At 74.8% G+C, this 5,285-nt stretch carries 7 protein-coding genes; 3 read left to right on the plus strand and 4 right to left on the minus strand.

Going from position 1 to position 5,285, the window contains the following annotated elements; all coding sequences use genetic code 11:
• On the plus strand, positions 1-540 hold a 540-nt coding region (locus tag JWR81_RS32110; RefSeq protein ID WP_297661413.1), incomplete at its 5' end, for an ATP-binding domain-containing protein.
• Positions 541-562: 22 nt separating this feature from the next.
• On the opposite strand, the gene JWR81_RS32115 is transcribed toward JWR81_RS32110, so the two are convergent.
• Together JWR81_RS32115 and JWR81_RS32120 are read right to left on the minus strand one after the other, a co-directional pair.
• Positions 563-781, minus strand: coding sequence for a hypothetical protein (locus JWR81_RS32115; protein ID WP_297661415.1), 219 nt, complete (start codon positions 779-781; stop codon positions 563-565).
• 181 nt (positions 782-962) lie between these two features.
• Positions 963-1,673 (minus strand): EcsC family protein, encoded by a 711-nt coding sequence (locus tag JWR81_RS32120; RefSeq protein WP_297661417.1) that lies wholly within the window; start codon positions 1,671-1,673, stop codon positions 963-965.
• A gap of 31 nt (positions 1,674-1,704) precedes the next feature.
• On the opposite strand from JWR81_RS32120, the gene JWR81_RS32125 reads away from it, so the two are divergent.
• Both JWR81_RS32125 and JWR81_RS32130 read left to right on the plus strand, forming a co-directional pair.
• Complete coding sequence (locus tag JWR81_RS32125) at positions 1,705-2,163, plus strand: MarR family winged helix-turn-helix transcriptional regulator (RefSeq protein ID WP_297661419.1); 459 nt, start codon at positions 1,705-1,707, stop codon at positions 2,161-2,163.
• A 228-nt stretch (positions 2,164-2,391) separates the two neighbouring features.
• Positions 2,392-2,850, plus strand: a complete 459-nt coding sequence (locus JWR81_RS32130) for a hypothetical protein (protein WP_297661420.1) — start codon at positions 2,392-2,394, stop codon at positions 2,848-2,850.
• 102 nt (positions 2,851-2,952) lie between these two features.
• Here the strand turns inward: JWR81_RS32130 and JWR81_RS32135 are convergent, their stop codons facing one another.
• The gene (locus tag JWR81_RS32135; protein ID WP_297661422.1) at positions 2,953-3,918 is read right to left on the minus strand and encodes a hypothetical protein; all 966 of its coding nucleotides are present in this window, start codon (positions 3,916-3,918) and stop codon (positions 2,953-2,955) included.
• A gap of 10 nt (positions 3,919-3,928) precedes the next feature.
• Positions 3,929-5,285, minus strand: a 1,357-nt coding sequence (locus JWR81_RS32140) for an SMC family ATPase (RefSeq protein ID WP_297661424.1), incomplete at its 5' end; no start/stop codon positions are given.

Below are 5,285 nucleotides of genomic sequence, written 5' to 3' on the forward strand. Positions count from 1 at the left end.
GCCCGCGAGGGCCGCACCGAGGACGCGCTCGCCGCGCTGGAGCGCCACCGCGTGCTGTGTGCCCACCGCCGCGGGCCGTGGGGCGTGGCGCGGTGGACCGGCGAGATCGAGCGCTGGCTGGGCGGCACCGGCGCCGACGGCCCCTGGTATCCGGGCCGGCCGGTGCTGGTCACGGCCAACGACTACGACACCGGGCTGTTCAACGGCGACACGGGCGTGGTGGTGGAGCGGCCGGAGGGCCTGCGCGTGGCGTTCGCGCGGGGCGGGCCGCCCACGTTGCATCCGCCGTCACGGCTGTCGGAGGTGGCCACCGTGCACGCGATGACCGTGCACCGGGGGCAGGGCAGCCAGTTCCGCCGGGTCACGGTGGTCCTCCCGCCTGCGGAGTCCCCGCTGCTCACGCGCGAGCTGCTCTACACCGCGGTCACGCGCGCCCGGGAGTTCGTGCGGATCGTGGGCACGGAGGACGCGGTGCGGGCCGCGGTGGAGCGCCCGGTGGCGCGCGCCAGCGGGTTGCGTCAGCGCCTGGCGTCGACCTGAGCGGCCCTCGGGGCGCTGTCGATCACGGGCGCTGCGACCCGATGCCGCGGCTGGGGTCCCAGCTACCGGTGTCGGGGCGCTGGTGCGGCGGCACGCGCGGCTCCTGGCAGCCCGACGTGTGCACGTACGTGTGCAGCCACGCGATGTCGCCACCGGGCAGCGCGTGGTCGATGTGGGCGAGGCTGACCACGTTCTCGTCGTCATCGATGGGCGCGTAGCACCGCTCACACAGCTTGATCATGATGGCTCCAGCCCGCCTCGCTCGGCCACCCGGGCCGAGGACTGTCAGGGGAGGGTGTGGTCGACGTCGACTCTCTGACCACCCACGGGACTCGCCCACGTCGCCGAGGTCCCGCAGTGAGTGTCTCATCTCGACACAGATTTCCCCGCCTCAGACGGACCCTGGTGTGATATAGGTTCCGTCACACATCACCGACGACCTCGCCGTCCACGACCGGGTGCCCGACCGACATCCGCGGCGGGAACGTGTGCTGCGCGTAGGTGGCGATGGTGCGGCAGCTCAGCGCGTCCACCCCGGCGCCGATCGGGCCACCGACGAAGGGCACGAGCTTGCCCAGGCTCGCCACGCCCTTCTGCCCGGCCTTCGCGGCGAGCGTGTAGCCGATCCGCTTGTCGATCTCGACGAGCAGCCGGACGGAGAGCTTCTCCAGCGCCCCGGCGGCGGAGCGACGCCCGAGCTCGACGCCCGCCCGCTTCAGCACGCTCGCGCCGGCGCTGCCCAGCAGCGAGACGAGGATCGCGGTGCGCACCTCGGCTGTGCCGATGTCGTAGCCGCGCAGGTGGGCGATGCCCGCGGACATGCGCGTGGCCAGTACGTACAGCCCCGCGGTGGCCGCCGGGACGGCGACCGGGAGCGTCACGACGCCGCCGAGACCGGTGACGAAGCCGGAGACCGCCGCCAGCCGCACGTGGGACACCACGAGCTTCCGCACCGCCGCCTCCCGGTCACCGCCCGCGGCGACGAGGTACTCGTCGGCGACCTCGGCGGCTCCGCTGAGCGGACCGCCACCGTTGACGCCGAGCTCGATGACCTGATCGATCAGGCGCTCGCCCAGCGCGACGAGCCGGTCGTCCACCACGTCTGCCCCCTCGATCCCGTTCCGGCCGATCATCCCACCGCCACGGCCGCACTACTTTGATTCCATGGAAGCTACTTCTACGGAACCGGATCTCGTCGCGTTGTTCAGCGACCTGGTCCGGCTGGAGACGGAGCTGTGGGACGCGGTCGACGCACGGCTGCACGCCGCGTGCGGGCTCACGTTGGGCCGGTTCGACACGATGCGCGTCATCGCGCGCACGCCGTCGTGCCGGGTGTGCGACGTCGCCGACGGCCTGTCGATCACGGCCGGCGGAGCCAGCAAGATGATCGACCGTATCGAGGCCGCGGGCCACTGCGCCCGCCGGGCCAACCCCGACGACCGCCGGTCGTCGCTCGTCGGGCTCACGCCCGCAGGGACGTCACTGCTCGACGAGGCCACCGCCGTCGTCCAGGACGAGCTCGCGATCCGGCTCGGCTCGGTCCTCTCCGCCCGCGCGCTCGAGCAGCTGAGCAGCACCATCGCCACGCTCCGGTCCGCCCGGGCCGAGGAAAGGAAGCCCTGATGGGGACCATGCGGGCGATCGTCCTCGATGCCCCCGGGCCGGCCGACGCGTTCACGATCCGCGAGCTGCGACATCGGCGAGGTGGGCGGCGGCCGTGCTCAACCCTTGATCGTGGCAGTCGACCCGACGACACCAGGACGACGCGCACCTTCGGGTGACGATCCGGTCGACGGTCGGTGATCATGCCCCCTGCGGCCTACCCTCCTCGCTCACGGGGGAGGTCTCGCGATGGGCGGCTGCTGGTCGGAGGTGTTCCGGCGGGGTGAGTGGGGCGCCGCCGTGTTCGAGGTGGCGCCCGGCAACCGCGGCCTCGTGCGGGACTGGGCCCAGCGCCAGCGCGTGCCCACCGCGTCGCCGCGGGAGATGCACATGCCCGACGTGGACGCCTGGGCGGTGCTCGACGGCGGCATCACCAGCATCTACGGCTACGGCCTGACGTCGCTGCCCTGCGGGATACGCGTGGTGGGGTTCCAGGTGTTCCGACTGCTGCTGGCCGAGCTGGACCTCGCCGGCCCGGTGCTGCCCTTCGACGGCGAGACCGTGCTCGACCCCGACGAGCTGCGCCTCCGTCACCACAGCCCCCAGACCCATGGCCCGGCGGCGATGGAGCAGGCCGAGCTGCTCGGCGCCTGTCGCGACGCGGTGCTGCTGCGCTGGGTGGCGGCGACGCTCGCCGCCAGCCCCTGACACCTGACCGACGACTCGGCCCCGGCCGGCGCGGCACCGGCCCTCACCGGGCGACCGGGAACGCGGTGCGCCCACGCGGCCGGGGCCCTGGCCGTGACGCGCTCATGCGGCGGCGGCCCGGCGCAGCGCGCGGTAGAGCAGCGTCGGCTCCCCCAGCCGCCGCCGGAGCTGCCGTTCGAGGCCGGCGATCGGGTAGAGATTCTGCGGGGCGCGGGAGTCCTTGTACTCGGTGGAGGCGTAGCGCGGCAGCGTCACCTGGCTGAGCCCGGCGAGCGCGACGGCGTCGGCGGGCGAGAGCTCGGCGCTGCACTCGACCCGCGCGATGCCGGCCCACGGCGCCCCCGGGGCGCACGGCAGCCGCAGGTACCAGCTGTGGCGCTGCAGCATCGTGCCCGAGGTGGCGCTGCCCAGTCGGAACACCGGGGTGCGCTGCCCGGTACGCAGGGCGCCGACGAGACCGCCGAGCTCGATGGGGAGGTAGCTCGTGGCGTGGGTCTTCACGAACCCGATGGCCCGCGGGAGCGACTGGCGTCCGCGCAGCGGGCCGTCGACGACGAGCAGGTCGTTCTCGACGCCGTGATCACCCCGGGCGGTGGCCGCGGCGAGCAGCTCCGTCTGGCCCATCTCGCGCTGCACGGCCTGGCTGAGCACCTGCGCGGGGTCGGCTCCGGGACGCGCCTCGGTGTGGTGGCAGCGGTAGGTGCCGGCGGTGGTGACCACGTCGGTGCCGTCGGCCGCGGTGGTGAACAGCCCACGCCGGCCGTCGACGGTCACGAGATGCGCGCCGCCGGCACGACAGCAGCACACGACCCCTGCCGCGTAGGACGCGCAGAGCGCCGGCGACGCCGTGCCGTCGGGCTCGTCGACCCACATCTGGGCGTCGATCCGCCGCACCCCGTCGACGAACAGCACGGCCTCCGGCGGGGTGACCGTCGGGTCGGGATCGACCGCGACCCAGCGTTCGGCGGGCATCTCCGTGTCGACGGCGACCTCGGCCGTGGAGCGCTCCAGCTCGGACTCGACGCTGGCGCCGTAGGACGGGTCCCAGGGATCGACCGTGAACTTCATCGAGTGAACCTCACATGGCCTCCCGTACCACCGACGACGTGCGCTGGTCCCGGCTGACGGCGAACCGCACCGGCACGCGCTCGGCCAGCGCGGGCACGTGCGTGATGACCCCGACGACGCGGTCGCCCCGGGCGGACAGGTTCTCCAGCGTGCCGGCGACCACCTCGAGGTTGGCCTCGTCGAGCGTGCCGAACCCCTCGTCCAGGAAGATCGACTCCAGCCGGGCGGCTCCTTGGGCGGCGAGCCCGGACATCTGCGACGACAGCGCGAGCGCCAGGGCCAGGCTGGCCTGGAACGTCTCCCCGCCCGACAGCGTCTTGACCGGGCGGCAGGAGTCGGCGTCGGCGTGGTCGATGATCAGGAACTCGCCTCCTGCGTGGGTGAGCTCGAACTGGCCGCCCGAGAGCTCCGCGAGGCTGCGGGACGCGTCGGCCACGAGCGCGTCCAGCGCGGACGCGACGAGCCAGCGCGGGAACCCGTCGGAGCGCAGGAGGTTGCCCAGCAGCTTGGCGACCTGCTGCGCGGACTCGGCCGCATCCCGGTCGGCCAGGATCGTGCCGGCCGACGCGCGGCGCTCGGCGATGCGCTCCCGCCCCGCGCGGGCCCGCTCCACGGCGGCGGCCACCACCGACTGCGCGGCGGCCGACGTGGTGAAGGTGACCTCGTGCGCTGTGAGGTCCTCGGCGAGCCGCTGCTCCACCCGCGCCCGGGCCGCACGCGCCTGCGCGGCCGCGTTCTCGGCCGCCACGAGCCGCTCGGCCCGGGCCTGGGCCTCCCCGTGGGCCCACCCGGTGAGCGCCGTCCAGGCCGCGAGCAGGTCCCGTTGACCGACCGCGGGCGCACCCAGCGGGACGAGCGCGTCCCGCGCCGACCGCAGCGCCTCCGACGCCGCGGTGACCTCCAGCCCGACCTCGGCCACCACACGGTCGGCGGAGCGCTGGGCGGCGCGGGTCGTGCGCAGCTCGGCGTCGGCGGTGCGGGTGGCTGCCTCCAGCTCGGTGATCCGGGCGAGCTGCTGGGCGGCCTCCGCGTCGGCGGGGGCCGCGGCGAGCGCGGCCTCCAGCTGCGTGAGGCGGTCCTCCATGCGGGTGACCGCGCCGGCGGCGTCCTGCTCGGCGCGGGCGGCGGCGGTCTCCTCGCGGTGCCGGTCCTGGGCGGCGCGGTCGGCGGCGGTCAGGGCCTGCTCCGCCGTGGCCCGCTCGGCCTCGGCGGCCGTGATGGCGTCGCGGACGGCGGGCAGCTCACCGTCACGAGCGGTGGCCTGGGCGCGGGCCCAGGACACCAGCGCCGCCCATCCGGCCAGCACGTCTCCCCCGGCCTCGACGGCGGGCGCACCCAGCCCGACCAGCGGATCGCGGGCCGACCGC

The sequence above is a fragment of the Pseudonocardia sp. genome, from assembly GCF_025965585.1.
Taxonomy (GTDB): Bacteria; Actinomycetota; Actinomycetes; order Mycobacteriales; family Pseudonocardiaceae; genus Pseudonocardia.